The sequence below is a fragment of the Sphingomonas sp. Leaf25 genome, assembly GCF_001421635.1.
Classification (GTDB): Bacteria; Pseudomonadota; Alphaproteobacteria; order Sphingomonadales; family Sphingomonadaceae; genus Sphingomonas.
In genome coordinates this window covers 189,367-214,047 of sequence record NZ_LMKU01000002.1, presented here as the reverse complement: position 1 = coordinate 214,047, position 24,681 = coordinate 189,367, and the positions used below count along the sequence as shown (strand labels likewise).

Below are 24,681 nucleotides of genomic sequence, written 5' to 3'. Positions count from 1 at the left end.
GAATGGCTCAGACCGCAAGCCGCCGCCCACATGTCCCTTCATCTACATCAACAATGTCAAAGAACTTCCCTGCTTCGCACCGTGTGGTGGAAGCGCCAGCGAACCGGCGATGGGGAGGACCGGAACAGTGGCCCCGATCAATTGATCGGAACCATGATCCGGTATAAAAAGAGCAATCTCGCTATCCGCTTCAGCGGAGCGACCCGAAGGCCAGCGAGGCAACCGGCGGGAGAAGCGAAGAGCGTCTCGTCGTCCGGTGAAGCTGCTTATATGGGCGTCGCTGGAAGGCGTCAACAACGATTCTTCACTTTTTTCGGTTCCATGCGTTTTTACGCACCCAGCCCCGGTTTCCGCCCCGCTGCGGCACGTTCGGGCGACACCTTCCCCCTGCCCGGTCCACGCGGCATAAGGCGGTAGATGGTATCGGATGAGAGGATCGTTGTCGTGACCGCCCCCCTGTATGACCGCCCGTGGACGCTGGAGGCGATCCGCCGGCTCGAGGCCGACTTTTGTCGTTCCGCCGATACGCACCTGATCCGCATCGAACTGCCGCGCACCCCCGGCATTACCCTCTACCTCAAGGACGAATCGGTACATCCTTCGGGCAGCCTGAAGCATCGCCTCGCCCGTTCGCTGATCCTTTATGGCCTGTGCAACGGGTGGATCGGCCCCGATACGGTGCTGGTCGAGGCGACGAGCGGGTCGACCGCCGTGTCCGAAGCCTATTTCGCGCGGCTGATCGGACTGCGCTTCATCGCGGTCGTGCCGCGCAGCATCGCCAGCGCCAAGGTCGAGGCGATCCGTTTCCAGGGAGGCGACGTACATTTCGTCGACGATCCGCGCGAGGTCTATGCCGCCGCACAGGGGTTGGCCGATGCGAGCGGCGGCCATTATCTCGACCAGTTCACCTATGCCGAACGGGCCACCGACTGGCGCGGCAACAACAATATCGCCGAATCGATCTTCGCGCAGATGGCGAAGGAGGATCATCCCGAACCGACGTGGATCGTCTGCGGCGCGGGCACCGGCGGCACGTCGGCGACGCTCGGTCGTTTCATCCGCTATGGGCGGCATGCCACCCGGCTGTGCGTCGCCGACCCCGAAGCGTCGGTGTTCCACCGCCATTACCGCGATCCCGCCATCCGTACCGTCGAGGGCGAATGTTCGGGAATCGAGGGGATCGGGCGGCCACGGGTCGAGCCGTCGTTCGTTCCCGCCGTCATCGACCGGATGATCGCCGTTCCCGATGCCGAGAGCATCGGCGCGATGCGCGCGATCGGCGCGCGGCTCGGGCGGCCGGTCGGCGGATCGACCGGGACCAACATCGCCGCCTGCGCCACGCTGGTCGCGGAAATGGCGGCGGCGGGCGAGGCGGGATCGATCGTCACCATCCTGTGCGATTCGGGACTGCGCTATGCCGATACCTATCACGACGACGCCTGGCTGGCGGCGAAGGGGATCGACTGGCGCGAATCGGCGGCGCGTCATGCCGTTTTCCTGGCAGCGGCATGACACCGCTCAGCGTCACCGACCTGTTCACCATCGGCATCGGCCCATCCAGTTCGCATACCGTCGGCCCGATGCGGGCAGCGCATGCGTTTGCGACGATGCTAGTCGAGGACGGGCTGACCCCGGCGCGGGTCTTCTGCGATCTCTATGGGTCGTTGTCGCTGACCGGGCGGGGCCATGCAACCGATGTCGCGGTATTGCTGGGGCTTTCGGGCGCGACGCCGGAGGGAGTCGATCCCGACGCGGTTGCAGGCATCGTCGCCACGATCCATGACACGACGGCGCTTGCGATCGCCGGACAGGTGGGAATCGCGTTCGATCCGGCGCGCGACCTGATCTTCCATCCGGGGTTCCTGCCCGGGCATCCCAACGCCATGGCGTTTACCGCCGTGCTGGCCGACGGCAGCCGGATCACGCGCCGCTATCATTCGATCGGCGGCGGGGCGATCCGCGCCGAGGGCGAGGCAGCCCCGCGAATCAACCTGACGCTTCCGCATCCCTTTGCGAGCGGTAACGACCTGCTGGCGCTCTGTACCGAAACCCGCCAGTCGATCGCCGAGATCGTCGCCGCCAATGAAGGCGCGTGGCGGCCCGAGGCCGAGACGGACGGCTTTCTCGACGCGGTGCGCGCGGCGATGCTCGCCTCGATCGATCGCGGGTGCGCCGGCAGCGGCGAACTGCCCGGCGGGCTGAAGGTGCAGCGGCGCGCGCGGGCGATCCGCGAGAAGCTGCTCGAACGCGGTCCGCGCAGCGACCCCGGCGTCGTGTTCGAATGGGTCAGCCTGTGGGCGCTGGCGGTGAACGAAGAGAATGCCGCCGGCGGCCGGGTCGTCACCGCGCCGACCAATGGCGCCGCCGGCGTCATTCCGGCGGTGCTGAAATATTACGAGACGTTCGTCCATGGATCGACCCGCGAGGGCAGCCGCGCGCTGTTGATGAGCGCGGCGGCGATCGGCTTCCTCTACAAGCAGAACGCCTCGATCTCGGCCGCCGAGATGGGATGCCAGGGCGAGGTCGGCGTCGCCTGTTCGATGGCGGCGGGGGGCCTTGCCGCGGCACTCGGCGCGACGCCGGCGCAGGTCGAGAATGCCGCCGAGATCGGCATGGAGCACAACCTCGGCCTCACCTGCGATCCGATCGGCGGACTGGTGCAGATCCCGTGCATCGAGCGCAACACGATGGGCGCGATCAAGGCGATCAACGCCGCCTATCTGGCGCTGCACGGCGATGGTCGCCACATCGTCAGTCTCGATCAGGTGATCGAGACCATGCGCCAGACCGGCGAGGACATGAAGAGCCAGTATAAGGAGACCAGCCAGGGTGGTCTGGCGGTCAACGTCGTCGAATGTTGAAGGAAGCCCGTTTGTCCGACCTGCCTGATTTCGCCGCGATCACCCCCGATTCGATCAGCGCGACGCTCGATGCCTTGCTGGCCGAACGCGATGCCGCCAGCGCCACCGCACTGGACGGTCCGCCGACGTTCGCGGCGACGTGGCTGCCGATCGAGCGCGCCGATGTCGCGATCGACAATTTCTGGTCGAGCGTGTGGCACCTGCATGCGGTGCAGGACAGCCCCGCGCTGCGCGCCGCGCATGCGCAGGGGCAGGCGGTATTGACCGAACGCGGCATCGCCGCGCAGCAGGACCGGGCGATGTTCGACCGGTTGCGCGCGCTGGCGACCACCCCCGATTTCGCCATGTTGCCCGACGCCGACCGGATCGCGGTCGAACGGTCGATCCGCGACCGGACGCTGGCGGGGGTCGCGCTGGACGATGCGGCGCGCGAGCGGTTCAAGACCGTGGCGACCGAATTGTCGGCGTTGCAGACCGAGTTCGCGAGCGCCGTGCTCGATGCGACCGATGCGTGGACGCTGCACCTGACCGACGAGTCGCGGTTGGCGGGGCTCGGGCAAGCCGACCGGGCGATGATGGCCGCCGCCGCGCAGGCCCGCGATCTGGAGGGCTGGCTGGTCACGCTGCAACAGCCGAGCGTCGTCGCGGTGCTGACTTTTGCCGAGGACCGCGAGCTGCGCGCCGAGGTGTACCGCGCCTATGGCACGCGCGCGTCGGATCAGGGGCCGCACGCCGGGCAGTTCGACAATGGCGATCGCATCCGCCGCATCCTCGCGCTGCGCCACGAGGCCGCGACGCTGCTGGGGTTCGCCGATCCGGTCGCGCGCTCGCTCAGCACCAAGATGGCGCCCGACGTGGGCGAAGTGCTGGCGTTCCTGCGCGATCTGGCCGCGCGGGCCAAACCGCATGCCGAGGCCGAAGTCGCCGAATTGCGCGCCTTTACCGCCGAACATCTCGGCCTCGACGATCTGCAACCGTGGGACATCGGCTTCGTCGGCGACCGGTTGAAGCGCCATGCCCATGCGATCGATCATGCGGCGATCAAGGCCTATTTCCCGGTCGATCGGGTGCTTGACGGATGGCAGGCGCTGCTCGTCCGGCTGTTCGGCGTGACGTTGACCGAGCGGAGCGATGTCGCGACCTATCATCCCGACGTCCGCTATTACGATGTGGCCGATGCGACCGGCGTGTTCGCCGGGCTGTATCTCGACCTGCATGCGCGTGCGGGCAAAAAGGGCGGCGCGTGGATGGCCCCTGCCCGGCCGTTTCTCGACGGTGATTCGCCGAGCCTGCCGGTTGCCTATCTCGTCTGCAACTTCGCGCCGACCGGAGCGGCCACGCCGTTGCTCAGCCATGACGATGTGACGACGTTGCTCCACGAGACGGGGCATTGCCTGCATCATCTGTTCACCCGCGTCCCCCGGCCCGACATTTCGGGCACGTCGGGGTTCGAGTGGGACGCGGTCGAGCTGCCCAGCCAGTTGATGGAGGACTTCGCGTGGGACGCCGGGGTGCTCGCCGCCATGTCGGGGCATGGCGACACCGGCGAACCGTTGCCCGACGCGCTGTTCCAGCGGATGCTGGCGGCGCGGCGGTTTCAGTCGGGGATGTTCCTCGTCCGGCAGATCGAGTTCGCGATGTTCGACCTGCTGCTGCATCTGGGCGTCCATGGCGATGATCCGATGGCGGTGATCGAATCGGTGCGGGACGAGGTGGCGGTGGTCCGCCCGCCCGAATGGCACCGCTTTCCTCACGCCTTCGCGCATATCTTCGCCGGGGGCTATGCCGCTGGCTATTACAGCTATTTGTGGGCCGAGCTGCTGGCGGCGGACGGCTTTGCCGCCTTCGCCGAGGCCGGGACCGTCGACCGCGCGACCGGCGACCGGTTGCGGGCGTGCGTCCTGTCGCAAGGGTCGGTCAGGCCGGCGATCGAGTTGTTCCGGGCGTTCCGGGGGCGCGATCCCGATCCGCAGGCGATGCTGGAGCGGCACGGGCTGGTCGCGCCAGTCGCGCCGGGCGAGGCGTAGCGAAGCTACGCCGAGCCGCCCAAGGCGCGACCGGCCGGCGGCGCCCAAAGCGCCGTCCGACGACGCGGGCTTTGCCCGCGACGTGCCTCCAAAGTTTACAAAGTTTACACTAAGCACGCTCTGGAGCGAACGTCGCCGGACTTGATGAAGGTGTTGATGGATAGGGCCGGCATCTCAGCCCGACCGAAGCCCATCCCCCGCATCGGACGTTGTGACGCACGGCGGCGATGTAGGACAGCCCGCCGCCAGCGCCCGCCTCGCCGCCGCGATCGTCCGACCGAGATCGGCCAGCGCTACGCCGTGGAGCGCGACTCGCACCGATCCGCCGCGTCGCTCGATCAGCGTCACCGCCCCCTGATCGAGCGATAACGTGCCGGGGACGACCGGCGTCGGGCCGGGCGGCAGGGCGAGCAGGACGGTGATCGGCGCGACCGGATCGGCCGGTGCGCCGCCCCGCCGCAGCGCCGAGGGCGGGCGGTCGAATGCGCTCAGAAACACCTCGTTGAAACGGCGGACGCTGCCGAAGCCGGCGGCAAAGGCGATGTCGGTCAGTGACAACGCCGTATCATGGATCAGTTGCTTGGCGAGGTTCAGCCGCCGCGTGGCCTCGATCGCCAGCGGCCCCGCGCCGAGATGGCGCTCGAACAACCGGCGCAGATGCCGGTCGGTCATGCCGAGGCGGTCGGCGAGATCGACGACGCTCCCCTCCGCCAGCGCGCCTTCGTCGATCAACCGTAACGCGCGGTCGATCGAGGCGCGGGTGCCGACCCATGCCGGGCTGTCTGGCGCGGTTTCGGGGCGGCAGCGCAGACAGGGGCGGAACCCGGCCGCCTGCGCCGCCGCCGCACCGGGATAGAAGCGGGCATGCGAGCGCGCCGGGGTACGCGCCGGGCAGACCGAGCGGCAATAGATGCCGGTGGTCGTGACGCCGACGAAGAAACGGCCGTCCATCGCGGGATCGCGCCGTTCGAGCGCGGCGTAGCAGCTATCGGGATCGAGCATGGGTGCGATCCTGCCGGGTCGGGGGTCGCGCGACCAGCGGGAAACGGACCTGAGCGCACTGCCATGTCCGGATTCCGCTGGCACGGTCGCGGCGTGCCCGGCACGGTGCGGGTCATGATCCAGCCCCTGCCCCTGTCCGAACACCGCCTGTCGACTCCGATCGGTGAGGTCGTCCTGCTGACCGATGCCACCGGAGCGCTGCGCGCGCTCGACTTCGCCGATTATGATGCGCGGATGCGGCGGCTGCTCGACCGGCATTACGGGGTGGCGGGCTGGTCGATCGCTCCGGCCGCGGCGACCGGCGCTGCCGTCGATGCCGTGACGGCCTATTTCGCGGGGGATCTGACGGCGATCGATTCGCTGCCGACCGTGACCGGCGGCACCACGTTCCAGCGTGCGGTCTGGGCAGCGTTGCGGCGGGTAAAGGCGGGCGACACCGTCAGCTATGGCGACATCGCGGCGATGATCGACCGACCGAGTGCGGTACGCGCGGTGGGCATGGCCAATGGCGCAAACCCGGTCGCGATCGTCGTGCCATGCCACCGGATCATTGGCCGGTCGGGCGCGCTGACCGGTTATGCCGGCGGCGTCGAGCGCAAACGGTGGTTGCTGGCGCATGAGCGGCGTGACGGGTTGTTCGGGGGATGAGCCCTGCCCCGATCGTCACCCCGGACTTGTTCCGGGGTGACGATCGGGATGGCTCGCGGCATCGTCGGATCGACCATAGGAAAAAGGGCGGCCGCACCATCGTGCGACCGCCCTTGTCCGATTCGATCAGGCTGCCCGATCAGGCGGCTTCGTCGAAATCCTCGTCGTTCAGGACCGGGCCCGAATCCTGGCCCTTGGCCGACACGTCGCGGTCGACGAACTCGATGATCGCCATCGGCGAGGCGTCCGACGCGCGGATGCCGGCCTTGATGATGCGGGTGTAGCCGCCGTTGCGGTCGGCATAGCGGGTCGCCAGCACGCCGAACAGCTTCACGAGCTGCGCGTCGTCGAGCAGCCGGGCATGCGCCAGACGACGGTTGGACAGGCCACCCTTCTTCGCCAGCGTGATGAGCTTTTCGACGTAGGGGCGCAGTTCCTTCGCCTTGGCGACGGTGGTGGTGATCTGCTCATGCTTGATGAGCGCGGCCGACATGTTGCGGAACAGCGCAATACGATGGGCCGAGGTACGTTGCAGCTTACGGCCGCCGACGCGATGACGCATGGGAAAGTCCTTCGTTCGTTAAGGGGCCGTGTCACGGAACCCCAGAGCAGGTGGCTGTTGAAGGCCGCCACCCGTCGCCTGTCTTCTAGGTGGCGGTTTGGGCCGTCACCGTAGTTCTTCTGCCGGGCGGCCAGCGGCAAAGCCGCTGGCGTCGGTCGGGTTGGCTGAAAGCCACCCGCCGGCCGGGCTGGTTTTGTCTCCGGGGCAAGCTTGCTTGCCCCGGTGCAAAATCAGCCCATAATTTCCTGTTCCAGCTTCTTCGCCATTTCCTCGATGTTCTCGGGCGGCCAACCCGGGATGTCCATGCCGAGGCGCAGACCCATCGAGGAGAGCACTTCCTTGATTTCGTTCAAGGACTTGCGGCCGAAGTTCGGCGTACGCAGCATCTCGGCCTCGGTCTTCTGAACCAGATCGCCGATGTAGATGATGTTGTCGTTCTTCAGGCAGTTGGCCGAGCGAACCGACAGTTCGAGCTCGTCGACCTTCTTGAGCAGATAACGGTTGATCTGGGCGGTGTCACCCTGACCTTCGCTCTGCGGTGCAGCGACCTGCGTGCCGGTCGTCGCCGCGCGCGGCAGCGACGAATCGTCGAAGTGGACGAACAGCGCCAACTGATCCTGCAGGATGCGCGCGGCATAGGCGAGCGCGTCCTCCGGGGTCACGGTGCCGTCGGTCTCAATCGTCAGCGTCAGCTTGTCGTAATCGAGTTCCTGCCCAACGCGGGTGTTCTCGACCTTGTAGCTGACCTGACGGACCGGCGAATACAGCGCATCGACGGGGATCAGACCGATCGGCGCATCGGCCGGGCGGTTGCCGGCGGCGGGGACATAGCCCTTGCCCACATCCGCGGTCAGTTCCATGTTCAGCGTCGCGCCATCATCGAGATGGCACAGCACCAGTTCGGGGTTCATCACCTCGATGTCGCCAGTGACGGCGATGTCGCCCGCCTTCACTTCGGCCGGGCCGGTGACGGAGAGTTGCAGGCGCTTGGGGCCTTCGCCCTGCATCCTGAGCGCGACCTGCTTCACGTTGAGCACGATGTCGGTCACGTCCTCGCGGACGCCGGCAAGGCTCGAGAATTCGTGCAGCACATTCTCGATCTTGATCGAGGTGACGGCGGCACCCTGAAGCGACGAGAGCAGCACGCGGCGCAGCGCGTTGCCGAGCGTCAGGCCGAAACCACGCTCCAGCGGCTCCGCGACGAAAGTCGACCGACGCTTGGGATCGCCACCCGGCTTCTTTTCGAGGCCGCTGGGCTTCTTGAGTTCCTGCCAGTTCTTAGCGTTGACGGACACGGGCTTCCCCTAGCTTGGCGGCGCGGAAGGGACGGTTCCGCGCCATGAAAGAACAACCCCGCCGGACGAACCCGGCGGGGGGGCAGGCACGGATCAGACGCGGCGACGCTTCGACGGGCGCACGCCGTTGTGCGGGATCGAGGTCACGTCGCGAATCGACGTGATCTGGAACCCGACGGCCTGCAGCGCGCGGAGCGCCGATTCACGGCCCGAACCCGGACCCTTCACTTCGACCTCGAGGGTGCGCACGCCGTGATCGGCGGCCTTGCGGCCGGCGTCCTCGGCAGCGACCTGGGCTGCGTACGGGGTCGACTTGCGCGATCCCTTGAAGCCCATCGCACCGGCCGACGACCACGAGATCGCATTGCCCTGCGCGTCGGTGATCGTAATCATGGTGTTGTTGAAGCTGGCGTTCACATGCGCGACGCCGGCGGTGATGTTCTTGCGCTCGCGACGGCGAAGGCGCTGCGGTTCACGTGCCATTGTTGGAAATCCTGACCTGTATAGCGTGGTACGGAGGCCGGGAGGCTGTCAGCCTCGACCCTGCCTCCGGCGGAGAAGAAGAAAAAACGATCCCCCGGATCGTTCTTACTTCTTCTTGCCCGCGATCGGCTTCGCCTTGCCCTTGCGGGTGCGCGCATTGGTGTGCGTGCGCTGGCCGCGGACCGGCAGGCCCTTGCGGTGACGCAGGCCACGATAGCAGGCGAGATCCATCAGGCGCTTGATGTTCATCGCGGTCTGGCGACGCAGATCGCCTTCCACGGTATGCGAGGCGTCGATCGCTTCGCGGATCTGGAGCACCTCCTGGTCCGACAGGTCCTGCACGCGACGCTCGGCGGCGATGCCGAGCTGGTCGGTCAGTTGCTTGGCCTTGGCCGGGCCGATGCCGTGGATATACTGCAGCGCGATGATGACGCGCTTGTTGGTCGGGATATTAACACCCGCGATACGTGCCATGAATTAGGTTCTCCCAGCTCCACGGGGCACTGCATGGCAGCGGCACCCCATCTCGTAGCGTTGCTTCTTCCGATACGCGCGATGGCAGCGCGCGCAAACACGCCGCCGCAAATCATCGGTGTCGGAGTAGAGCGCTACTAGAGAGGGGCCGGGCGTGTGTCAACCGCCGAACGGAACCATTTTCGGGACGAGACGTGGGTGATTTGCCACGTGACATCAACCACTTTGCCGCCGGGGCGTAACCCCGGGGGTATTCCCTCCCCGATGCGGGGAGGGAAACCGTCAATTGTCGAGGATCGCCGCGATCTGGGCAGTCACGTCGTCCATCGGCGCCATGCCGTCGACCCGCTGGACGAGGCCGCGCGATTCGTAGAGCGGCAGGATCGGCGCGGTCTTGGCGCGATATTCGACCATGCGGGTACGCACGGTCGCTTCGTTGTCGTCGGGACGGCGCTTGAACTCGGTCGCGCCGCACACGTCGCACACGCCGTCGACGACGGGCTGCTTGAACGTGTCGTGATAGCCCGCGCCGCAATTGCCACAGGTGAAGCGGCCGACGATGCGTTCGACCAGCGCATCCTCGTCGACCAGCAGCTCGATGACATGGGTCAGCTTACGACCGCGATGCTCGAGCAGCAGGTCAAGCGCGTCGGCCTGCGCAGCGGTGCGCGGATAGCCGTCGAAGATCGCGCCATCGTCGCCCAACTGATCGAGTCGCTCGCCGATCAGTGCCGAGACGATTGCGTCGGACACCAGCTCGCCTGCGTCCATCACCGCCTTGGCCTGCAACCCCACCGGGCTGCCGGCCTTCACCGCCGCGCGCAGCATGTCACCGGTCGACAGTTGCACCATGCCGCGTGCCTCGAGTCGTGCGGCCTGCGTGCCCTTGCCAGCACCTGGCGGTCCGAGAAGGATAATATCCATAGTGTGCCCCCTTGCGCCCATGGACCGGTCAACCGCGGACGCGGTTGCCGCCCTTCAGCTTCGCCTTCTTGATGAGATCGCCATACTGGTGCGCCAGCAGGTGCGACTGGATCTGCGTGACCGTGTCCATCGTCACGTTGACGACGATGAGCAGGCTGGTACCGCCGAGATAAAAGGGAATCGACAGCGCCGACACCAGATATTCGGGCAATAGGCAGATGATGACCAGATACGCTGCGCCGAGCACGGTGATGCGCGTCAGCACGTAATCGAAGTAATTCTCGGTATTCTTGCCCGGACGAATGCCGGGAATGAAGCCGCCGTAGCGCTTCAGATTGTCCGCCGTCTCTTCCGGGTTGAAGACGATGGCGGTGTAGAAGAACGAGAAGAACACGATGCCGAGGCCGTACAACGCCATGTAAAGCGGCTGACCATGCGCCAGATACTGGTTGAGCGAGATGATGAAATCGCCCCAGCGGCTCTCACCCGCCGTCGCTTGCCCTGCGAACTGGGTGATCGTCACCGGCATCAGCAGCAGCGAGGACGCGAAGATCGGCGGGATGACGCCGGCGGTGTTAATCTTGAGCGGCAGGTGGCTGCGATCGGCCTGAACCCCGCGCGCGGTCTGGCGCTTGGGATACTGGATCAGGATGCGGCGCTGCGCGCGCTCCATGAAGCAGATGAACAGGACGAGGCCAGCGACCGCGACGATGATGCCGAGCAGCGTGATCGGGTTCATCGTGCCCGAACGGCTGCCCTCGAACAGTTGCAGCAGCGTGGTCGGCAGATGCGCAACGATGCCGGCCATGATGATGAGGCTGATGCCGTTGCCGATGCCGCGGCTGGTGATCTGTTCACCCAGCCACATTAGGAACATCGTGCCGCCGATCAGCGAGATGACTGCCGCGACGCGAAAGGCGAGGCCCGGCTCGATCACCGCCGCCACGCCCTGCGACGCGCCGAACGCCTCGAGGCCGACCGCGATGGTATAGCCCTGGATCGCCGTCAGCGCGACCGTACCGTAGCGGGTATACTGGTTAAGCTTCTTGCGGCCCGACTCGCCTTCCTTCTTGATGGCGGCGAGCTGCGGCGATAGCGACGTCGCGAGCTGCACGACGATCGAGGCGGTGATGTAGGGCATAACGCCCAGCGCCACGACCGACATGCGCGTCAGCGCGCCGCCCGAAAAGGTGTTGAAGAAATCGAGGACGCCGCCCTGCGTCTGGTTGGCCAGCAGGCCGAGCTGCGTCGGGTCGATCCCCGGCAGCGGCACATAGCTGAGCAGGCGGAAGATGATGAGCGCGCCGAGCGTGAACCACAGGCGCTTCTTCAGTTCGGTCGCCTTGCCGAACTTCGATAGATTGATGTTGGTCGCAAGACCATCGGCGGCCGATGCCATGGATTTGTCCCGAATGATGCTGGCGGGCCGCGAGCCCACCCCCCGGCGACCATATAGGGGTTGCGGCCGGGATGTCTAAGGGGTGGTTGCCCACCCCCTAGGATACCGCCCGGCCCGGTCGTCGCGCGGCGAACCGTCGCGTTGACCGGGACCGGGCGGGAGCGGGATTCAGGCGTGCGCGGCCTTCTTGGCGGCGAGCGTCTGGCCCTTCTTGGCCTTGGCCTTTTCGGCGGCCGGCACGACGTCGATCACCGACACCGAACCGCCGGCCTTTTCGACCGCCTCGATCGCCGACTTCGACGCGCCGGCGACGGTGAAGCTGAGCTTCACAGTCAGCTCACCCTTGGCGAGCAGGCGCACGCCGTCCTTGCCGCCACGGGCAAGGTTGGCGGCCTTGAGCGCCGCATGGTCGAGCGTGGCGCCGGCTTCGATCTTGCCGGCGTCGACCGCCTTCTGGATCGCGCCGAGGTTCACCTCGGCATAGTCCTTGGCGAAGATGTTGTTGAAGCCGCGCTTCGGGATCCGCATGTGGAGCGGCATCTGGCCGCCCTCGAACCCGGCGATCGAGACGCCTTCACGGCTCTTCTGGCCCTTCTGGCCGCGACCGGCGGTCTTGCCCTTGCCCGAGCCGATGCCGCGTCCGACGCGCATCTTGCTCTTGCGGGCACCATTGTTGTCGCGGAGTTCGTTGAGTTTCATGAGTTGCACTCGCTTTCGCTATGTTCGCGCGGTTGTGGAGGCGGGCGCATTAACGCAATACACCGAAAATGCAACCTGTCAGTCAGCGCACCTTGCCCAACGGCGCGCAAGACGGCGGCCACGGTCGATCAGCGGCCGCTCCAGCCCATAGTGGAGCGGCACGGCCAGCGCGACGCAAGCGGCGTAGGCTGCGAGATAGACCGCGATACCTTCCGGTATCAGGCCAAACCGTTCGAACAGGCGCTCAACGACCGCGATGGCGAGCGACTGGATCAGGTAGATCGCGTAGGTGAGCGTTCCGAGCCATGCTAGCCATGGCATGGCGAGGAAGCGATCGACTGCCTGATCGGGATTCAGCCAACTGCCGGCGATCGCGACCGTCGCCGCAGCGGCGATCGAGACATTCCAAGCCCAAGGATGCGGCTGGAGAAGCGAACCGGCGTAACAGCACAGCACCGCAAGATAGCCGAGCAGCGTGTAAGGCGCCCCGGCGACATGTCGTGTCAGACGGGGACAATGCCAGAACAGTAGCGCGGCGCTGCTACCAAGGCCGAGTCCGACATACCCGCGGATCACGAACGCCGACGTACCGAAAGTTACGAATAACGCCGTAACCCCACCAAGTCCGGCCAACCAGGCCAGACGATACCTCAGCCCGGCGGCAACCAGAGTCGCAGGCCATAGAAGATAGAATTTTTCTTCGATTCCCAGCGTCCACGCCGGCTGGAACATCGATCCAATCGTATCTGGCCGGTATTCCATGGTGAAGGTCAGCATGTACGGCAGCGATTGCCAGTATTCGGTCGCGCGATCACCACCGCCCATCCGGGTGGCAATCACACCGTACAACAGCAAGATCAGCAGATAGAGCGGAACGATGCGGAACGCCCGGCGGATATAGAATGCCCGGAGATCAATCCGTCCAGTGCGTCCCCGCTCCGCCAGCAACAACCACGTAATAAGCCAGCCACTCAACGCGAAGAAAATGTCGACACCGACCGAACCGTTCACCCACCACGACGCCCCCTGCACATGGTTCGCGATCGTGAAGAGGATACAGATCGACCTTAAACCATCAAGATAGGGGCGGTATCCGCCAACGGCCGTCGCGATCGGTGTTCCGGTCATTCATCCCCCTGCCCGCGATCGTCTCCGGCAGATGTCCGCCAATGACGATGTCGCAGTTACCGGCCAGGCGCGCGGAAGCAAGACGGCCGCCGCCATGGCCGGTTCGCTAAAACGAAAAAGGGGACGAACCGAAGTCCGCCCCCTTTCGGAAGACATGGATCAGATAAGAGCCTCAGCCCTCGACCGACAGCATGTGCTGCACCTTGCGGATCATGCCGCGCACCTCGGGGGTGTCGGTCAGTTCCACGGTCTTGTGCATCTTGTTGAGGCCGAGACCGATCAGCGTCGCGCGCTGGTCCTTGGTCCGGCGGATCGGCGACCCGGTCTGGGTGATCTTGACGGTTGCCATCGCTCGTTACTCCACGATCGCCGCGGCATCAGCCTCGGCGGTCTGCGATCCACCGCGACCCAGCAGGTCGGCGATCTTCTTGCCGCGACGCTGGGCCACCGCCTTCGGCGACGACTGGTCGTTCAGCGCCTCGAAGGTCGCGCGGATCATGTTGTACGGGTTCGACGTGCCCACCGACTTCGTCACGACATCGGCGACGCCGAGCGATTCGAAGATGGCGCGCATCGGGCCACCCGCGATGATGCCGGTCCCGGCAGGCGCCGACCGCAGCGTCACGCGACCGGCACCGAAGTGGCCGTTGCCGTCATGGTGCAGCGTGCGACCGTCCTTGAGCGGAACGCGGACCATCGCCTTCTTGGCAGCGGCGGTCGCCTTCGAGATGGCTTCGGGCACTTCGCGTGCCTTGCCATGGCCGAAGCCGACGCGGCCCTTGCCGTCGCCCACGACGACCAGCGCCGCGAAACCGAAGCGCTTGCCGCCCTTCACCGTCTTGGACACGCGGTTGATGTGGACGAGCTTTTCGATCAGCTCCTCGCCACCATCATCCTGTCCGCCGCGACGATCGTCGCGACGACCGCCACGATTGCCGTCGCGACCACCGCGACCGCCGCCGCCGCCCGGGCCACCCGGACCGCCACGACCACGGCCACCGCGGGGACCACGGCCCTGCGGCTGCTCGCCACCCGGCGCTGCCGACACGTCGGCGGCGGGGGTTTCGGCCTGATTGTTTTCGTCAGCCATATCTTAGAACTCCAATCCGGCTTCACGGGCGGCCTCGGCCAGCGCCTTGACGCGACCGTGGAACAGGAAGCCGCCACGGTCGAACACGACCTGCGTCACGCCGGCGGCCTTCGCCGCTTCCGCAACGCGGGTGCCAACGCCCTTGGCGGCATCGACGTTCGCGCCCGAGGTGCCACGCACGTCCTTTTCCAGAGTCGATGCCGCAGCAACGGTGCGACCCGCCGCGTCGTCGATGACCTGGGCATAGATGTGCTTGCCCGAGCGATGGATCGAGAGCCGCGCACGGCCGCCCGAACGCGCCTTCAGCGCGGTGCGATTGCGCCGACGGCGCTTCGCGAAGAGAGAGAGACCCTTGGTCATTACTTCTTCTTCCCTTCCTTGCGGAAGATGAACTCGCCGTCGTACTTGATGCCCTTGCCCTTGTACGGCTCGGGCTTACGCCAACGACGGATCTCGGCAGCGATCTGACCGACCTTCTGCTTGTCGATCCCGCTGATTTCGATCGTGGTCTGATCGGGCGTCTTGATCTCGATGCCTTCCGGCACGTCGATGTTGACGTCGTGGCTGTAGCCGAGCTGCAGCTTCAGGTTACGACCCTGTGCCGCGGCGCGATAGCCGACGCCGGTGATGAGCAGCTTCTTGGTGAAGCCGGTCGTGACACCAGTGACCAGATTCTGCACGAGCGTGCGCTGCATGCCCCAGAACGCGCGAGCGCGCTTGGTTTCGTTCGCCGGCTGCACCGAGATGGTGTCGCCTTCGACGGCATAGGCGATGTCATCGGCCAGCGGCAGCGTGAGCGTGCCCTTGGGACCTTTGACGCTCAGCTCGCGCCCTGCGATGTTGGCGGTGACGCCGGCCGGAACCGGGACTGCCTTCTTACCGATGCGGCTCATCAGAAGACCTCCGCGAGCACTTCGCCACCGACATTCTGTTCGCGCGCTTCGGCGTCGGACAGAACGCCACGCGGCGTCGAGACGATGGTGATGCCAAGGCCGTTGCGAACCTTCGGCAGTTCCTGCGAACCCGAATAGACGCGGCGACCCGGCTTCGAGACGCGCGCGACATGCTTGATCGCGGGCTGGCCCTCGAAATACTTCAGCTCGATGCGGATGCCGGCCGCGGGGCCCATCTGCTCTTCGCTGTAGCCACGGATGTAGCCCTCGCGCTGAAGCACGTCGAGGACACGGGCACGCAACTTGCTGGCGGGCGTCAGGACACTGTCCTTGCGCGCGCGCTGGCCGTTGCGGATGCGGGTGAGCATGTCACCCAGGGGATCGGTCAATGCCATGCTGTAGGTTCCTTACCAGCTCGACTTCGTGACGCCGGGGATCAGGCCCTTGTTGGCCAGTTCCCGCAGCATGACGCGGGCGAGACGGAACTTGCGATAATAGCCGCGGGGACGCCCCGTCAGCTCGCAACGGTTGCGGATGCGGGTCGGATTCCCGTTGCGGGGAATCTCGGCCATCTTCAGCCGCGCGATCAGACGCTCGGTTTCGTCGAGCGACTGGTCGGCTGCGATCGCCTTCAGCTTCGCATATTTGGGCGCGAATTTCTTGACGAGCGCGCGCCGACGCTCGTTCTTGTTCACGGAACTCAGTTTCGCCATGGACTTAAGCTCTCTCTAGTAAAGCATAGGCCGCTCCCCGGCGAAGGGGAGCGGTTTTGGTTATGCCGCCTTCTTTTCCTCGGCGTCCGCTTCCTGGGGGAAGGGGAAACCGAAGAGACGCAGAAGCTCGCGAGCCTCGTCGTCGGTCTTGGCGGAGGTGGTCACGATCACATCCATGCCGCGCACCTTGTCGATGCGGTCATAGTTGATTTCGGGGAACACGATCTGTTCCTTGATGCCGCAGGCATAGTTGCCGCGGCCGTCGAACGACTTGGGGCTCAGGCCACGGAAATCGCGGACGCGGGGCAGCGCGATCGTCAGGAAGCGGTCGAGAAACTCGTACATCCGCTCGCGACGCAGCGTCACCTTGCAACCGATCGCCATGCCTTCACGCAGCTTGAACTGCGCGATCGACTTCTTGGCTTTCGTCACGACAGGCTTCTGGCCGGCGATCAGCTCCATTTCGGAAGCGGCCTGCTCGACCTTCTTCTTGTCCTGCGTCGCTTCGCCTACGCCCATGTTCAGGACGATCTTTTCGATCCGGGGCACTTCGAGCGCGTTCTTGTAACCGAACTTCTCGGTCATCGCCTTGATGATGCGATCGTTATAGATCGACTTCATGCGTGGCGTATACGTATCAGCCATTGATGACCTCCCCGCCCTTTACGGCGACCCGGACCTTCTTGCCGTCACGGATTTCAAAGCGAACGCGGGTCGGCTTGCCGTCGACGACGTGCGCGACCTTGCTGACGTGCAGCGGCGCCTCCGAGCGGACGAGACCGCCCTGCGGCTCCGCCTGCGTCGGCTTCTTGTGACGGACGGCGATGTTGACGCCCGACACGACGACCTTGTCGTCCTTGGGCATCGACAGCACGACCTGACCGGTCTTGCCCTTGTCCTTGCCCGACAGGACGATCACGGTGTCGCCCTTCTTGATCTTTGCGGAAGCCATTACAGCACCTCAGGGGCGAGCGAGATGATCTTCATGAAGCCCTTCGAGCGCAGCTCGCGAACCACCGGGCCAAAGATACGGGTGCCGATCGGCTCCTCGTTCTTGTTGACCAGCACCGCGGCGTTGCCGTCGAAACGGATCACCGAACCGTCGGCGCGACGGATGTCCTTGGCGGTCCGAACGATGACGGCACGATGCACGTCACCCTTCTTCACGCGGCCGCGCGGAGCGGCTTCCTTGATGCTGACGACGATAACGTCGCCAACGCCTGCCGTGCGGCGCTTCGAGCCGCCCAGCACCTTGATGCACTGCACCCGCTTGGCGCCGCTGTTGTCAGCGACGTCAAGGTTGGATTGCATCTGGATCATCGATGCGATTCCTTGTCCTTGGGGCCGATTCCGACCGGTCCCCGCCTGCTAAAAATGAACCCCGGCAGCGGACTATGCGAGTCCACGCCGGGGGAGCGGCCCAATAACCGCCCCATGACGAAAAGGCAAGGCCCGTCCGTCCGCGTCCATACGATCCGGGTTCGACCCCGGAATTGCGTGGGGGGCGGAGGCCCGAAGGCCCCCACCCCCCGCGAAGGCTTACGCCTCGGCCGCGACTTCCGAAGGGGTCGCGTGGGTGTTCACCCGCTCGATCACCTTCCAGGTCTTCAGCTTCGAGATCGGCGCGGTCTCTTCGATGCGCACGGTCTCGCCTTCGCGATACTCGTTGCCCTCGTCATGGGCATGGTACTTCTTCGAACGGCGGATGATCTTGCCGTAGAGCGGGTGCTTCACCTTCCGCTCTACCTTGACCACCACCGTCTTGTCGGTCTTGTCCGAGACGATCATCCCGGTCAGCACGCGCTTCGGCATGTCTCTCGTCCTTACTTGTCGGACGAGCGCGAACGCTCGCCCTGCAGCGTCTTGATCCGCGCGATGTCGCGACGGACTTCCTTCACGCGGGTCGGCTTTTCCAGTTGGCTGGTCGCGGCCTGGAAACGGAGGTTGAACGCCTCACGCTTCAGGCTCGACAGTTCCTCGACCAACTGGTCGTCGCTCTTCGTGCGAAGATCGGTTGCCTTCGTCATTCTCAACCCTCCAGGTGCGAGGTGTCGCCCAGACGGGCGACGACCTTGACCGCGATCGGCAGCTTCATCGCGGCGCGTTCGAACGCCTCCGCGGCGAGCGGGCCGGGCACGCCGTCCAGTTCGAACAGGATGCGACCCGGCTTGACGCGGGCGACCCAGAATTCGGGCGAACCCTTGCCCGAGCCCATGCGGACTTCGGCAGGCTTCGACGACACCGGCAGATCCGGGAAGATCCGAATCCAGAGGCGACCCTGGCGCTTGATGTGACGGGTGATCGCGCGGCGGGCCGCTTCGATCTGACGGGCGGTGATCCGCTCGGGCTCCATCGCCTTCAGGCCGTACGACCCGAAGTTCAGCGACGTACCGCCCTTGGCATCGCCATGGATGCGGCCCTTGAAGGCCTTGCGGAACTTGGTGCGCTTTGGTTGCAGCATCTCACATCATCCTTAGCGGCGGTGATCGTCGCGCGCGGGGCGCACGCCGGAGGTCTGGGCCTCCATCATCAGCCGGTCCTGCGCCATCGGGTCATGGCCGAGGATCTCACCCTTGAAGATCCAGACCTTGACGCCGCAGACGCCGTACGCGGTGTGCGCTTCGGCCTCGGCATAGTCGAGGTTGGCGCGCAGCGTGTGCAGCGGCACGCGGCCCTCGCGATAGCCTTCCGACCGGGCGATTTCCGCACCACCCAGACGACCGCCGCAAGCAACGCGGATGCCGTCGGCACCCAGACGCATCGCCGACTGCACCGCACGCTTCATGGCGCGGCGGAAGGCGATACGACGCTCGAGCTGATCGGCGATGCCCTGTGCGACGAGCTTGGCGTCGATTTCCGGCTTGCGGATCTCGACGATGTTCAGCGACACGTCGGACGAGGTCATCGAGCCGAGCTTCTTGCGAAGCTTTTCGATGTCGGTGCCCTTCTTGCCGATGATGACGCCGGGACGCGCCGCGAAGATCGAGATGCGGCACAGCTTGGCCGGACGCTCGATCACCACCTTGGAGATCGCCGCCTGCGGCAGCGTCTTCATGATGAACTGGCGAATCCTGAGATCCTCCAGCAGCAGACGGCCATAGTCGGCGCCTTCGGCGTACCAACGGCTGTCCCAGGTGCGGTTGATCTGCAGACGCAGACCGATGGGATTGGATTTGTGACCCATTACGCTTCCTCCACCTCGGACACGACGATGCGCACGCGGCTGAACGGCTTCAGGATGCGCGTCGACTTGCCGCGACCACGGGTCGCGAAACGCTTCATCGTGATCGACTTGCCTACCGAGGCTTCCTTGACGACGAGTGCGTCGACGTCGAGGTTGTGGTTGTTTTCCGCATTCGCGATCGCCGAAGCGAGGCACTTGCGGACATCGACCGCCATCGCCTTCTTCGAGAACGCCAGGATGTTCATCGCATCGCCGACGTTCTTGTTGCGGATCAGCGCGGCGACGAGGTTCAGCTTCTGCGCCGAACCGCGAACCTGCGTCGCGACGGCCAGTGCTTCCTTGTCACCGACGCGGCGCGGTGCTGCCTGCTTGCTCATCAGCGCTTGCCCTTCTTGTCGGCGGCATGGCCGGGGAAGAAGCGAGTCGGCGCAAATTCGCCGAGCTTCATGCCCACCATGTCCTCGTTGACCGAAACCGGCACGAACTTGCGGCCATTATAGACGCTGAACGTCAGTCCGACGAACTGCGGCAGGATGGTCGAGCGACGCGACCACGTCTTGATCGGACCGGCGCGGGTGCCGGCGTCCTGCGCGGCTTCCGCCTTCTTCAGCAGGTTGAGGTCCACGAACGGACCCTTCCATACGGAACGAGCCATTCGTTTAGCCCTTCTTCTTCGCGTGACGGCTACGGATAATCATCTTGTCCGTCGCCTTGTTATGCCGCGTGCGCGCGCCCTTGGTCGGCTTGCCCCACGGCGTGACCGGATGACGGCCGCCCGAGGTCCGGCCTTCACCACCGCCGTGCGGATGGTCGACCGGGTTCTTGGCGACGCCGCGCGTCAGCGGGCGGATGCCCTTCCAGCGATTACGGCCGGCCTTGCCCAGATTCTGGTTCTGGTTGTCGGGGTTCGACACCGCGCCGATCGTTGCCATGCAGGTGGCGTGGATGTAGCGCTGCTCGCCCGAGTTCAGGCGGACGATGACCATGCCCTTGTCACGACCGACGACCTGCACATAGGTGCCGGCCGAACGGGAAATCTGGCCACCCTTGCCCGGCTTCATCTCGACGTTGTGGACGATCGTGCCGACCGGCACCTGGCCCAGTTCCATCGCGTTGCCCGGCTTCACGTCGGTCTTCTTGCCGGCGATCACCTTGTCGCCGACGTTCAGACGCTGCGGCGCGAGGATGTACGCGACGTTGGCCTTGCCCTCGATCTCGCCATAGTTGACGAGCGCGATGAATGCGGTGCGGTTGGGATCATATTCGATCCGTTCCACGGTGCCTTCGACGTCCCACAGGCGACGCTTGAAGTCGATGATGCGATAGCGCTGCTTGTGACCGCCCGCGATGCCGCGCGAGGTCACATGGCCCTTGTTGTTGCGGCCGCCCGACTTGGTCTTGCCTTCGGTCAGCGCCTTGACCGGACGACCCTTGTACAGGGCCGAACGGTCGATCAGGACCAGGCCACGCTGCGACGGCGTGGTCGGATTATATTGCTTGAGTGCCATGTTACTTGGCCCCCTCGGTAATGTCGATCGACTGGCCGTCGGCCAGCGTCACGATCGCCTTCTTGAAGTCCGACCGGGTGTAGGGCGCGCCCTTCCACTTCTTGGTCTTGCCCTTGGTCACGATCGTGTTGACGCCGGTGACGGTGACGTTGAACAGCGCTTCGACCGCTGCCTTGATCTCCGGCTTCGACGCCTTGGTCGCGACCTTGAAGACGACGGCGTTATGCTCGGAGAGCATCGTCGACTTTTCGGTGATGTGCGGCGCGAGGACCACGTCGTAATGACGGATGTCGATCGCCTGCTGCTGCTTAGCCATTGAAACGGGCCTCCAGCTTTTCGATCGCGGCGCGGGTGAGCACCAGCGTGTCGTGCTTCAGGATGTCATAGACGTTGGCGCCACCGGCGGGCAGGACGTTGACCTGCTGCAGGTTGCGGGCGGCCAGCGCGAAGCTGTTCTCGACCGCGTCGCCATCGATGACGAGCGACTTCTTGCCGAAGCCCAGCTTGGCGAGATTGCCGAGCAGGACCTGCGTCTTGCCGTTCTCGACGGTCAAGCCGTCGAGGATGACCAGCGAACCCGCCTTGGCATGGCTCGACAGCGCCATCTTGAGGCCCAGCGCGCGGATCTTCTTGTTCAGGCCGGGATTAAAGTCACGGACGCGGGCGCCGTGTGCCTTACCACCACCGATGAACACCGGAGCGCGACGATCGCCGTGACGGGCGACACCGCCGCCCTTCTGGCGACCCAGCTTCTTGCCCGAACGCGCGACGTCGGCGCGCTCGCGGGTGCCGCGGGCGGTGCCGCGACGCTTCTCGAGCTGCCACGTCACGACCCGGTGCAGGATGTCCGCACGCGGATCGAGGCCGAACACCTCGTCGTTGAGCTCGATGTCACCGCTTTCGACGGCGTCGAGGGTCTGTACCTTGACCTTCATGGATCAGCCCTCCTGGCCGTCGGCGGCCGCTGCCGGCGCCTCGTTGCTGTTCGCGGTCTTGAGCCCTGCGGGATACGGCGCGTCGGCATGGCGCGCGACCTTCACCGCGTCCTTGACCGTCAGCCAGGTGCCCTTGTGGCCCGGAACCGAACCCTTGATGAAGATCAGACCACGCTCGGCGTCGGTCGACACGACTTCAAGATTCTGCTGCGTGCGGTTGCGGTCGCCCATGTGGCCGGCCATCTTCTTGTTCTTGAAGACCTTGCCCGGATCCTGACGCTGACCGGTCGAACCGTGCGAACGGTGCGACACCGACACACCGTGCGTCGCGCGCAGACCGCCGAAGTTCCACCGCTTCATCGCGCCCGCAAAGCCCTTGCCCTGCGTACGGCCCGATACGTCGACGAGCTGACCCGCGACATAGTGATCGGCACCAATGGTGGCACCGACGTCGAGCAGCGCGTCTTCCGCCACGCGGAATTCGACCACGCGCGCCTTCGGGGTCACTTCGGCCTTGCCGAAATGGCCGCGCTGCGGCTTGGCGACATTCTTCGCCTTGGCGACACCGGCGCCGAGCTGCACCGCGACGTAGCCGTCCCGATCCAGTTCACGACGGGCGACGACCTGCACGTCTTCCAGTTGCAGCACGGTGACGGGCACGTGGCGCCCATCATCCTTGAACAACCGGGTCATACCCATTTTCTTCGCGATCACACCAGTACGCATGACCATCTCCTCCAACAGAGGCTCGTCTTGACGACGAGCTTGCCTAACGAAAAAGGCTCCGGTGCGCGGTCGCCCGCCTCCGAAGCCCCAGCCCCTGCGAAAACCATGCCCCCGCCAGGGCCAGACATCACGGATCGTTCCCAGGGGAATGTCACGCGCGATAGCGGGGACTCGGTCAACGGCTTTTGTCCTTGCGGACGACCTGCCGTTCGGTATCCCGTTGGTGCTTTCCCTGCCTCGACCGCAGCGGGTTCTGACGCGAACCGGCGGGAAGCGAAAGCGCGACGCAGGGCGGAATCACCCTACGTCGCGGAAAGCCGGCATTACGCCAGCTTGATCTCTACGTCCACCCCTGCCGCGAGGTCGAGCTTCATCAGCGCGTCAACGGTCTGCGGGGTCGGCTGCACGATGTCGAGCAGACGCTTGTAGGTGCGGGTCTCGAACTGCTCGCGCGACTTCTTGTCGATGTGCGGGCCGCGGTTGACCGTGAACTTGTCGATGTGCGTGGGCAGCGGAATGGGTCCACGGATCAGGGCGCCGGTGCGACGCGCGGTATCGGCAATATCGCCGGCCGCCTGGTCGAGCACGCGATGGTCGAACGCCTTAAGGCGAATACGGATATTGTTGTCCATGGTCCTACCGATGCGAAAGAGCGGGCCGTTGGGACGGCTCTTGATTAACAACGAATGGTTAGTTGGATGACCCAGCTCGAAGCGAGTCGCCCTCATTAAATAGCAAACGGCCGCCCCCGTCGCCGGGAGCGGCCGTCAGTAGAGTCGCTATATTACTTGTCGATGCCGCTGACAACCCCTGCGCCGACGGTACGACCGCCTTCACGGATGGTGAAACGCTGGCCGACGTCCATGGCGATCGGTGCGATCAGCTTTACGCCCAGCGCGACTTCATCGCCCGGCATGACCATTTCGGTGCCCTCGGGCAGCTCGATCGTGCCGGTCACGTCCGTCGTGCGGAAGTAGAACTGCGGGCGATAGTTGGCGAAGAACGGCGTGTGACGGCCACCCTCGTCCTTCGACAGCACGTACACCGACGACTGGAAGTCGGTGTGCGGCGTGATCGAACCCGGCTTCGCCAGAACCTGACCACGCTCCACTTCGTCGCGAGCGACGCCGCGGATCAGCGCGCCGATGTTGTCGCCGGCCTGGCCCTGGTCGAGCAGCTTGCGGAACATTTCGACGCCGGTGACGACGGTCTTGCGGACCGACTCATGGATACCGACGATCTCGACTTCCTCACCGACCTTCACGATGCCGGTTTCGACACGGCCGGTGACGACGGTGCCGCGACCCGAGATCGAGAACACGTCCTCGATCGGCATCATGAACGGCTTGTCGAGCGGACGCTCCGGCTGCGGGATCGACTCGTCGACCGCTGCCATGAGCGCAAGAACCGCTTCCTTGCCGAACACGTCGTTCGAACCCGACAGTGCGCAGGTAGCCGAACCACGGATGATCGGAATGTTGTCGCCGTCGAATTCGCGCTTCGACAGCTCTTCGCGGATTTCCATCTCGACGAGTTCGAGGATTTCCTCGTCGTCGACCAGATCGACCTTGTTCAGGAAGACGACCATGGTGGGAACGCCGACCTGCTTGGCGAGCAGGATGTGCTCCTTGGTCTGCGGCATCGGGCCGTCGGTGGCCGACACGACCAGGATCGCGCCGTCCATCTGCGCGGCGCCGGTGATCATGTTCTTCACATAATCGGCGTGGCCCGGGCAATCGACGTGCGCATAGTGACGGGCGGCCGTCTCATACTCGACGTGCGCGGTCGAGATGGTGATGCCGCGCTCGCGCTCTTCCGGTGCCTTGTCGATGTTGGCGAAGTCGACGGCGACGCCGCCCGACGTTTCGGCCAGCACCTTGGTGATCGCGGCGGTCAGCGAGGTCTTGCCATGGTCGACGTGACCGATGGTGCCGATGTTCAGATGCGGCTTGTTCCGCTCGAATTTTGCCTTTGCCATTTTCCTACCTTCTGATTCGATTTCGGTGCCGCATCAGGGCAACGCGAAGGCGGCCCTTTAGCGGGAGTTTGGGGGGATTGCCAGCCCTTGTGCGGGGGGAGCCGACGCGGGAGTAAATCCCGCGTCGGTCGGGGCGATCCAAGGACCGCCCC

General features: G+C 65.3%; 34 protein-coding genes. 4 read left to right on the top strand and 30 right to left on the bottom strand.

The annotated features are described in order from the left end of the window. The first annotated feature begins 444 nt into the window (after positions 1–444). The 3 genes from ASE78_RS01650 to ASE78_RS01640 are packed head-to-tail and all read left to right on the top strand — an operon-like array spanning position 445 to position 4,888. Entirely contained in the window at positions 445–1,512 is a 1,068-nt protein-coding gene (locus tag ASE78_RS01650) for a PLP-dependent cysteine synthase family protein (protein ID WP_321163067.1), read from the top strand. Next, positions 1,509–2,861, top strand: a complete 1,353-nt coding sequence (locus tag ASE78_RS01645) for an L-serine ammonia-lyase (protein ID WP_056492295.1) — start codon at positions 1,509–1,511, stop codon at positions 2,859–2,861. Before ASE78_RS01650 ends, ASE78_RS01645 begins: the two co-directional genes overlap by 4 nt. 11 nt (positions 2,862–2,872) lie before the next feature. Beyond that, a complete protein-coding gene (locus ASE78_RS01640) occupies positions 2,873–4,888 on the top strand; it encodes a M3 family metallopeptidase (protein ID WP_235514838.1) in 2,016 nt (671 codons plus the stop codon). Positions 4,889–5,062: 174 nt separating this feature from the next. On the opposite strand, the gene ASE78_RS01635 is transcribed toward ASE78_RS01640, so the two are convergent. Further along, positions 5,063–5,890 (bottom strand): bifunctional transcriptional activator/DNA repair enzyme AdaA, encoded by an 828-nt coding sequence (locus ASE78_RS01635; RefSeq protein ID WP_082466934.1) that lies wholly within the window; start codon positions 5,888–5,890, stop codon positions 5,063–5,065. Between the two features lie 63 nt (positions 5,891–5,953). On the opposite strand from ASE78_RS01635, the gene ogt reads away from it, so the two are divergent. Then, positions 5,954–6,538 (top strand): methylated-DNA--[protein]-cysteine S-methyltransferase, encoded by a 585-nt coding sequence (gene ogt, locus ASE78_RS01630; protein WP_321163066.1) that lies wholly within the window; start codon positions 5,954–5,956, stop codon positions 6,536–6,538. A 139-nt stretch (positions 6,539–6,677) separates the two neighbouring features. On the opposite strand, the gene rplQ is transcribed toward ogt, so the two are convergent. The 29 genes from rplQ to tuf form a co-directional block, all read right to left on the bottom strand. Further along, complete coding sequence (gene rplQ, locus ASE78_RS01625) at positions 6,678–7,100, bottom strand: 50S ribosomal protein L17 (protein ID WP_056492290.1); 423 nt, start codon at positions 7,098–7,100, stop codon at positions 6,678–6,680. A 230-nt stretch (positions 7,101–7,330) separates the two neighbouring features. After that, on the bottom strand, positions 7,331–8,395 hold the full coding sequence (locus ASE78_RS01620) for a DNA-directed RNA polymerase subunit alpha (protein WP_055756869.1): 1,065 nt from the start codon (positions 8,393–8,395) through the stop codon (positions 7,331–7,333). Between the two features lie 93 nt (positions 8,396–8,488). Beyond that, positions 8,489–8,878, bottom strand: coding sequence for a 30S ribosomal protein S11 (rpsK, locus tag ASE78_RS01615; protein WP_055756871.1), 390 nt, complete (start codon positions 8,876–8,878; stop codon positions 8,489–8,491). Between the two features lie 105 nt (positions 8,879–8,983). Further along, positions 8,984–9,352 (bottom strand): 30S ribosomal protein S13, encoded by a 369-nt coding sequence (gene rpsM / locus ASE78_RS01610; RefSeq protein ID WP_055756875.1) that lies wholly within the window; start codon positions 9,350–9,352, stop codon positions 8,984–8,986. Positions 9,353–9,634: 282 nt separating this feature from the next. Further along, entirely contained in the window at positions 9,635–10,276 is a 642-nt protein-coding gene (locus ASE78_RS01605; protein ID WP_056492286.1) for an adenylate kinase, read from the bottom strand. A 28-nt stretch (positions 10,277–10,304) separates the two neighbouring features. Then, complete coding sequence (gene secY / locus ASE78_RS01600) at positions 10,305–11,675, bottom strand: preprotein translocase subunit SecY (protein WP_055756880.1); 1,371 nt, start codon at positions 11,673–11,675, stop codon at positions 10,305–10,307. A 168-nt stretch (positions 11,676–11,843) separates the two neighbouring features. Beyond that, the gene (rplO, locus tag ASE78_RS01595; RefSeq protein ID WP_055756882.1) at positions 11,844–12,374 is read right to left on the bottom strand and encodes a 50S ribosomal protein L15; all 531 of its coding nucleotides are present in this window, start codon (positions 12,372–12,374) and stop codon (positions 11,844–11,846) included. Positions 12,375–12,452: 78 nt separating this feature from the next. Next, the gene (locus ASE78_RS01590; protein WP_056492283.1) at positions 12,453–13,502 is read right to left on the bottom strand and encodes an acyltransferase family protein; all 1,050 of its coding nucleotides are present in this window, start codon (positions 13,500–13,502) and stop codon (positions 12,453–12,455) included. A gap of 172 nt (positions 13,503–13,674) precedes the next feature. Next, a complete protein-coding gene (gene rpmD / locus ASE78_RS01585) occupies positions 13,675–13,851 on the bottom strand; it encodes a 50S ribosomal protein L30 (RefSeq protein ID WP_055756884.1) in 177 nt (58 codons plus the stop codon). Between the two features lie 6 nt (positions 13,852–13,857). Further along, positions 13,858–14,592, bottom strand: coding sequence for a 30S ribosomal protein S5 (gene rpsE, locus ASE78_RS01580; protein WP_055756886.1), 735 nt, complete (start codon positions 14,590–14,592; stop codon positions 13,858–13,860). 3 nt (positions 14,593–14,595) lie between these two features. Continuing rightward, positions 14,596–14,952 carry a 50S ribosomal protein L18 gene (gene rplR / locus ASE78_RS01575; RefSeq protein WP_055756888.1) on the bottom strand — a complete coding sequence of 119 codons (357 nt, stop codon included), beginning with the start codon at positions 14,950–14,952 and terminating at the stop codon, positions 14,596–14,598. Then, on the bottom strand, positions 14,952–15,485 hold the full coding sequence (gene rplF / locus ASE78_RS01570; protein ID WP_055756890.1) for a 50S ribosomal protein L6: 534 nt from the start codon (positions 15,483–15,485) through the stop codon (positions 14,952–14,954). Before rplF ends, rplR begins: the two co-directional genes overlap by 1 nt. Next, positions 15,485–15,880, bottom strand: coding sequence for a 30S ribosomal protein S8 (rpsH, locus tag ASE78_RS01565; protein WP_033921102.1), 396 nt, complete (start codon positions 15,878–15,880; stop codon positions 15,485–15,487). The genes rplF and rpsH overlap by 1 nt, the downstream gene beginning before the upstream one ends. 12 nt (positions 15,881–15,892) lie before the next feature. After that, entirely contained in the window at positions 15,893–16,198 is a 306-nt protein-coding gene (gene rpsN, locus ASE78_RS01560) for a 30S ribosomal protein S14 (protein ID WP_055756896.1), read from the bottom strand. 60 nt (positions 16,199–16,258) lie between these two features. Continuing rightward, on the bottom strand, positions 16,259–16,843 hold the full coding sequence (gene rplE / locus ASE78_RS01555; protein ID WP_055756898.1) for a 50S ribosomal protein L5: 585 nt from the start codon (positions 16,841–16,843) through the stop codon (positions 16,259–16,261). Continuing rightward, a complete protein-coding gene (gene rplX, locus ASE78_RS01550; RefSeq protein WP_055756900.1) occupies positions 16,836–17,150 on the bottom strand; it encodes a 50S ribosomal protein L24 in 315 nt (104 codons plus the stop codon). The genes rplE and rplX overlap by 8 nt, the downstream gene beginning before the upstream one ends. Further along, complete coding sequence (rplN, locus tag ASE78_RS01545) at positions 17,150–17,518, bottom strand: 50S ribosomal protein L14 (protein ID WP_055756902.1); 369 nt, start codon at positions 17,516–17,518, stop codon at positions 17,150–17,152. The genes rplX and rplN overlap by 1 nt, the downstream gene beginning before the upstream one ends. Positions 17,519–17,737: 219 nt before the next feature. Continuing rightward, positions 17,738–18,010 (bottom strand): 30S ribosomal protein S17, encoded by a 273-nt coding sequence (rpsQ, locus tag ASE78_RS01540; protein ID WP_055756904.1) that lies wholly within the window; start codon positions 18,008–18,010, stop codon positions 17,738–17,740. Positions 18,011–18,021: 11 nt separating this feature from the next. Next, the gene (rpmC, locus tag ASE78_RS01535) at positions 18,022–18,225 is read right to left on the bottom strand and encodes a 50S ribosomal protein L29 (RefSeq protein ID WP_055756906.1); all 204 of its coding nucleotides are present in this window, start codon (positions 18,223–18,225) and stop codon (positions 18,022–18,024) included. Positions 18,226–18,227: 2 nt separating this feature from the next. Next, positions 18,228–18,659 carry a 50S ribosomal protein L16 gene (gene rplP / locus ASE78_RS01530; RefSeq protein WP_055756910.1) on the bottom strand — a complete coding sequence of 144 codons (432 nt, stop codon included), beginning with the start codon at positions 18,657–18,659 and terminating at the stop codon, positions 18,228–18,230. Between the two features lie 12 nt (positions 18,660–18,671). Further along, positions 18,672–19,382 carry a 30S ribosomal protein S3 gene (gene rpsC, locus ASE78_RS01525; protein ID WP_055756912.1) on the bottom strand — a complete coding sequence of 237 codons (711 nt, stop codon included), beginning with the start codon at positions 19,380–19,382 and terminating at the stop codon, positions 18,672–18,674. Next, complete coding sequence (gene rplV, locus ASE78_RS01520; RefSeq protein ID WP_055756913.1) at positions 19,382–19,759, bottom strand: 50S ribosomal protein L22; 378 nt, start codon at positions 19,757–19,759, stop codon at positions 19,382–19,384. The genes rpsC and rplV overlap by 1 nt, the downstream gene beginning before the upstream one ends. Further along, positions 19,759–20,037 carry a 30S ribosomal protein S19 gene (rpsS, locus tag ASE78_RS01515; RefSeq protein ID WP_055756915.1) on the bottom strand — a complete coding sequence of 93 codons (279 nt, stop codon included), beginning with the start codon at positions 20,035–20,037 and terminating at the stop codon, positions 19,759–19,761. Before rpsS ends, rplV begins: the two co-directional genes overlap by 1 nt. A 4-nt stretch (positions 20,038–20,041) precedes the next feature. Next, complete coding sequence (rplB, locus tag ASE78_RS01510; protein ID WP_055756917.1) at positions 20,042–20,890, bottom strand: 50S ribosomal protein L2; 849 nt, start codon at positions 20,888–20,890, stop codon at positions 20,042–20,044. Between the two features lies 1 nt (position 20,891). Continuing rightward, positions 20,892–21,206: a 50S ribosomal protein L23 gene (locus ASE78_RS01505; protein ID WP_055756919.1), complete on the bottom strand. Its 315-nt coding sequence runs from the start codon at positions 21,204–21,206 to the stop codon at positions 20,892–20,894. Next, the gene (rplD, locus tag ASE78_RS01500) at positions 21,199–21,825 is read right to left on the bottom strand and encodes a 50S ribosomal protein L4 (protein WP_055756922.1); all 627 of its coding nucleotides are present in this window, start codon (positions 21,823–21,825) and stop codon (positions 21,199–21,201) included. Before rplD ends, ASE78_RS01505 begins: the two co-directional genes overlap by 8 nt. Positions 21,826–21,828: 3 nt before the next feature. Beyond that, the gene (rplC, locus tag ASE78_RS01495; protein WP_055757390.1) at positions 21,829–22,551 is read right to left on the bottom strand and encodes a 50S ribosomal protein L3; all 723 of its coding nucleotides are present in this window, start codon (positions 22,549–22,551) and stop codon (positions 21,829–21,831) included. Between the two features lie 323 nt (positions 22,552–22,874). Then, positions 22,875–23,183 carry a 30S ribosomal protein S10 gene (gene rpsJ, locus ASE78_RS01490; protein ID WP_033921125.1) on the bottom strand — a complete coding sequence of 103 codons (309 nt, stop codon included), beginning with the start codon at positions 23,181–23,183 and terminating at the stop codon, positions 22,875–22,877. Positions 23,184–23,335: 152 nt separating this feature from the next. Further along, positions 23,336–24,529 carry an elongation factor Tu gene (tuf, locus tag ASE78_RS01485; RefSeq protein ID WP_055756924.1) on the bottom strand — a complete coding sequence of 398 codons (1,194 nt, stop codon included), beginning with the start codon at positions 24,527–24,529 and terminating at the stop codon, positions 23,336–23,338. Positions 24,530–24,681 lie beyond the last annotated feature (152 nt).

Excerpts from the sequence above, each read along its gene's own strand:
- rpmD (WP_055756884.1), bottom strand. The coding sequence starts at position 13,851 with ATGGCAACCGTCAAGATCACCCAGACCGGGTCGCCGATCCGCCGGACC.
- ASE78_RS01645 (WP_056492295.1), top strand. The coding sequence starts at position 1,509 with ATGACACCGCTCAGCGTCACCGACCTGTTCACCATCGGCATCGGCCCA.
- rplB (WP_055756917.1), bottom strand. The coding sequence starts at position 20,890 with ATGGCACTCAAGCAATATAATCCGACCACGCCGTCGCAGCGTGGCCTG.
- rplP (WP_055756910.1), bottom strand. The coding sequence starts at position 18,659 with ATGCTGCAACCAAAGCGCACCAAGTTCCGCAAGGCCTTCAAGGGCCGC.
- rplV (WP_055756913.1), bottom strand. The coding sequence starts at position 19,759 with ATGAGCAAGCAGGCAGCACCGCGCCGCGTCGGTGACAAGGAAGCACTG.
- rplQ (WP_056492290.1), bottom strand. The coding sequence starts at position 7,100 with ATGCGTCATCGCGTCGGCGGCCGTAAGCTGCAACGTACCTCGGCCCAT.
- rpsN (WP_055756896.1), bottom strand. The coding sequence starts at position 16,198 with ATGGCGAAACTGAGTTCCGTGAACAAGAACGAGCGTCGGCGCGCGCTC.
- rpsQ (WP_055756904.1), bottom strand. The coding sequence starts at position 18,010 with ATGCCGAAGCGCGTGCTGACCGGGATGATCGTCTCGGACAAGACCGAC.
- rplE (WP_055756898.1), bottom strand. The coding sequence starts at position 16,843 with ATGGCTGATACGTATACGCCACGCATGAAGTCGATCTATAACGATCGC.
- rpsC (WP_055756912.1), bottom strand. The coding sequence starts at position 19,382 with ATGGGTCACAAATCCAATCCCATCGGTCTGCGTCTGCAGATCAACCGC.
- ASE78_RS01635 (WP_082466934.1), bottom strand. The coding sequence starts at position 5,890 with ATGCTCGATCCCGATAGCTGCTACGCCGCGCTCGAACGGCGCGATCCC.
- rpsS (WP_055756915.1), bottom strand. The coding sequence starts at position 20,037 with ATGGCTCGTTCCGTATGGAAGGGTCCGTTCGTGGACCTCAACCTGCTG.
- rpsJ (WP_033921125.1), bottom strand. The coding sequence starts at position 23,183 with ATGGACAACAATATCCGTATTCGCCTTAAGGCGTTCGACCATCGCGTG.
- rplX (WP_055756900.1), bottom strand. The coding sequence starts at position 17,150 with ATGGCTTCCGCAAAGATCAAGAAGGGCGACACCGTGATCGTCCTGTCG.
- rpsK (WP_055756871.1), bottom strand. The coding sequence starts at position 8,878 with ATGGCACGTGAACCGCAGCGCCTTCGCCGTCGCGAGCGCAAGAACATC.
- rplF (WP_055756890.1), bottom strand. The coding sequence starts at position 15,485 with ATGAGCCGCATCGGTAAGAAGGCAGTCCCGGTTCCGGCCGGCGTCACC.
- ASE78_RS01505 (WP_055756919.1), bottom strand. The coding sequence starts at position 21,206 with ATGGCTAAGCAGCAGCAGGCGATCGACATCCGTCATTACGACGTGGTC.
- rplR (WP_055756888.1), bottom strand. The coding sequence starts at position 14,952 with ATGACCAAGGGTCTCTCTCTCTTCGCGAAGCGCCGTCGGCGCAATCGC.
- rpmC (WP_055756906.1), bottom strand. The coding sequence starts at position 18,225 with ATGACGAAGGCAACCGATCTTCGCACGAAGAGCGACGACCAGTTGGTC.
- ASE78_RS01590 (WP_056492283.1), bottom strand. The coding sequence starts at position 13,502 with ATGACCGGAACACCGATCGCGACGGCCGTTGGCGGATACCGCCCCTAT.
- tuf (WP_055756924.1), bottom strand. The coding sequence starts at position 24,529 with ATGGCAAAGGCAAAATTCGAGCGGAACAAGCCGCATCTGAACATCGGC.
- rplN (WP_055756902.1), bottom strand. The coding sequence starts at position 17,518 with ATGATCCAGATGCAATCCAACCTTGACGTCGCTGACAACAGCGGCGCC.
- ogt (WP_321163066.1), top strand. The coding sequence starts at position 5,954 with ATGTCCGGATTCCGCTGGCACGGTCGCGGCGTGCCCGGCACGGTGCGG.
- rplD (WP_055756922.1), bottom strand. The coding sequence starts at position 21,825 with ATGAAGGTCAAGGTACAGACCCTCGACGCCGTCGAAAGCGGTGACATC.
- ASE78_RS01605 (WP_056492286.1), bottom strand. The coding sequence starts at position 10,276 with ATGGATATTATCCTTCTCGGACCGCCAGGTGCTGGCAAGGGCACGCAG.
- secY (WP_055756880.1), bottom strand. The coding sequence starts at position 11,675 with ATGGCATCGGCCGCCGATGGTCTTGCGACCAACATCAATCTATCGAAG.
- rpsE (WP_055756886.1), bottom strand. The coding sequence starts at position 14,592 with ATGGCTGACGAAAACAATCAGGCCGAAACCCCCGCCGCCGACGTGTCG.
- rplO (WP_055756882.1), bottom strand. The coding sequence starts at position 12,374 with ATGAAACTCAACGAACTCCGCGACAACAATGGTGCCCGCAAGAGCAAG.
- rpsM (WP_055756875.1), bottom strand. The coding sequence starts at position 9,352 with ATGGCACGTATCGCGGGTGTTAATATCCCGACCAACAAGCGCGTCATC.
- rplC (WP_055757390.1), bottom strand. The coding sequence starts at position 22,551 with ATGCGTACTGGTGTGATCGCGAAGAAAATGGGTATGACCCGGTTGTTC.
- rpsH (WP_033921102.1), bottom strand. The coding sequence starts at position 15,880 with ATGGCATTGACCGATCCCCTGGGTGACATGCTCACCCGCATCCGCAAC.